Annotated in this window: 4 protein-coding genes; 1 reads left to right on the plus strand and 3 read right to left on the minus strand. The window is 63.1% G+C overall.

The window, feature by feature from the left end:
* Together WBQ44_RS19675 and WBQ44_RS19680 are read right to left on the minus strand one after the other, a co-directional pair.
* Positions 1-266 (minus strand): copper amine oxidase (locus tag WBQ44_RS19675; protein WP_495568348.1); only part of this gene is annotated, 266 nt, incomplete at its 3' end.
* A 24-nt stretch (positions 267-290) separates the two neighbouring features.
* Positions 291-890, minus strand: a complete 600-nt coding sequence (locus WBQ44_RS19680) for a hypothetical protein (protein WP_495568349.1) — start codon at positions 888-890, stop codon at positions 291-293.
* Between the two features lie 586 nt (positions 891-1,476).
* On the opposite strand from WBQ44_RS19680, the gene WBQ44_RS19685 reads away from it, so the two are divergent.
* Positions 1,477-1,944: a DUF4190 domain-containing protein gene (locus tag WBQ44_RS19685; RefSeq protein ID WP_495568350.1), complete on the plus strand. Its 468-nt coding sequence runs from the start codon at positions 1,477-1,479 to the stop codon at positions 1,942-1,944.
* 610 nt (positions 1,945-2,554) lie between these two features.
* Here WBQ44_RS19685 and WBQ44_RS19690 read toward each other — a convergent pair.
* Positions 2,555-2,781 (minus strand): hypothetical protein (locus WBQ44_RS19690; RefSeq protein WP_495568351.1); only part of this gene is annotated, 227 nt, incomplete at its 5' end.

A 2,781-nucleotide genomic window follows, 5' to 3' on the forward strand; every position in this document is an offset into this window, starting at 1 on the left:
GCGCCAATTGGCCCACTCGACGTAGTGCCCGTCGACAGTGAAGCGCGATGTATGACGGGACGGACGGTTCCGCGGTCGACGTAGTTGACGTCGTGCAGCACGAGGCCTTCGCGCGGCGTGAAGCCCACGCGTAGGCGCCAATTGGCCCACTCGACGTAGTGCCCGTCGACTGTGAAGGACGGGCCGTCGGGCTGGGTGATGTCGATGGTCTTCATCGGTGCGCGCTGTTTCTCGAACGCAGGCACGTTGCCGGGCCGCTCGTACATGCCGGGGAGGTAGTTTCCGGGCGTCTACGGGATGGGAACGACGCCTGTATCGGCGACGTCGACGACCTCCATGGTGTCCATGTCGACCGTCACGACCAGATTTTCGACGGGGCGCGCGTAGCCGTTCTCGTGGGCTTCGCTGCGCACGAACGTCAATGGACGAGCGAGGCGCCGACCACCGGGATGGTCGTCGTCCGTGGTGTGACCACTGGCCCATTTGTCGACCATCGCAAGACTGAAATCGGTGACGCCGCGCTTGATCATCGCCTCCTGCCATCGCGGATCGGCCTTGATGACGTCCTCGCACTGCAGGAACTCTTCGAGGGTGATGGGTGGCTGAGCATCGACGATCTCGGTGTAGCTGACGACTTCGTCCGTCGTCAGTGACACAACGGCCTCGAAGGTGGCGTGCGCGTCGCGGTCGCGTAGGACGATGAATGCCTGACGGTCGATATCAGGCTGCGCGAGTTCGATTTTGGACGGCTCGCGTAGCTCGATGTAGACGAACCTGGCCGACGACGACAGGTTCTCCTCCCGTGTGACAATTGCCGACGCCCGAGAGATCTCGTGCGGGGTGAGCGGTTCCAGCGGATGGGTGGTGACGGGCGCGAACGTATCGGTCATCGAGACTCCTGGCGTCGAGGTTGACGAGGTCGTGGGGGATACCGCGGGTACGGAAGAAGACGACCGAGGCAGCAAGCAGCAACTCGAGCGCCGCCAGAGCTGAGGCGGCGGTCATGCTCGGCAGGTGGTCGGAACGAGAAGCGCTGTGGTGGTGCCCGGACGGTAAGGGCGAATGGACGAGCAGCATGGCCGCACTCGTCGCAGCGACCATCACCCAGGCTCGCAGGCCGGACGAGCGGCAAAGGTCGACCGCGCAGGCAAGGCACACAACTGCCATCGCGGCGACAAGGACTCCGGTGCCGCCGCTGCCGACCCTGCTGGAATGCACAACGGTCGACAGCACCGCCACACCTGCGCCGACCCTGTTGAGCAACACGCTCGGCCTCCTACCGGTCGTCGACTGTTGGTCCGACGGTAGGGGTAAACCATTTCTGGTTTTCGTAGCTCGTGTGAGGGGTGTGTAACTCGACGGGTCCGGCAGAGTTGGTTCTGTATCGCTCCGGTCGAACGGCAACACCGCGGCGCCTCGTCGTAACGACGACCGCGAGCCCGCCGATGTGACTTGCATCACCGAGAGAGGATGACGATGACAAATCCGAACTATACGAGCGGCTCCGACCAGGGCCCACAGAACTACGACCCGAACGCCTACCCCCAGCAGCAGCCAGGCTACGGACAACCGCAGCAGGGCTACGGATACGGCTACGCTCCGCAGCAACCGGTCAACCCGGAGAAGAACGGGTTCGGCTTGGCCTCGCTCATTTTGGCGATCGTCGGCCTGGTCTTCGGAATCATCCCTCTCACGGGGTTCATCTGTTTGATCCTCGGCATCATCGGTCTGGCTCTCGGCTTTGCGGGATTATCCAGAGTCAGGAAAAACAAGGCCACGAACAAGAAGACCGCGATCGCAGGGATTGGCGCTTCCGTTCTCGCGATTGCACTCGGTATCTGGGGCATCACAATCGTTTTCAGCGCGGTCGACGATCTGGACCAAAGCTTCGACTGCCTCGGCAACGCTGATACGACTGCCGAGATCGAAGCCTGCTCCGAATAGACCGTCGCCGACGGCACATTTGGCGTCGGCCAAGCCAGACCTCGGAGGTCACTATGAGGTTCCCGCGCGTTGTGCTCGTTGCTGTGGTCGCTGCCATGCTCAGTTCTGGCTGCTCGTCGAATGGCAAGACCGAGGAAGACGTCCCATCTACATCTTCCATCACCGTCACCGCCACCGCGTCACCAACGAGCACACCACAGCTGCCGCCCGCGGTCGCCGAATTACCGCCCCCGCCCGAGCCGCCGCCGGCGCCTGTACCCGTGCCGATCACCTTCCAGTGCGGGGACTTCTCCTTGTACCAGTCGGGCACAGCTTTGTACTCGGATGGCACAACAGGCTACGAACCTTCATGCGACACGTACGTGCCTCCCGCCCCTGAGTTGCGGTATTGCGATTACGGCGGAACTGCGGTCTACACCGATGGGTCTTACTCCGTCGATGACCCGGCGTGCGTCGACACATCGCAGCCTGCGGAGAGTGGCTACCCGTACAGCGAGGCCGAAGATCGTAACGGCGACGGAGTGGTGAACGGTTACGAGCGGTGCGGCGTCCTGTGTGGGGAAGCGCCGACGAGCGGTGACGTTCAGACGCAGTACGGGTGCGAGCAGGGCTACATCACGGGACCCCAATGCGAATAGCGATGGTCTGGTGTGACCAAGGCCAGTATGCGCGTGATGATGTCCTTGATGCCCGCATCCCAGGTGTGCCCGGCGGTCAGACGCAAGCGCAGTTGGCCGATGCGATCACCGGACTTGCGAACCCAGTGAATAGCCGTATCGCCGCCGACGCTTGGGTGATCGGGGGGTCGGGTCACCCCGTTGGCCAGGGCGTATCGGA

Origin of the sequence: Rhodococcus sp. (in: high G+C Gram-positive bacteria) (assembly GCF_049591685.1) — a bacterium.
In the GTDB taxonomy this organism is placed as follows: domain Bacteria; phylum Actinomycetota; class Actinomycetes; order Mycobacteriales; family Mycobacteriaceae; genus Rhodococcoides.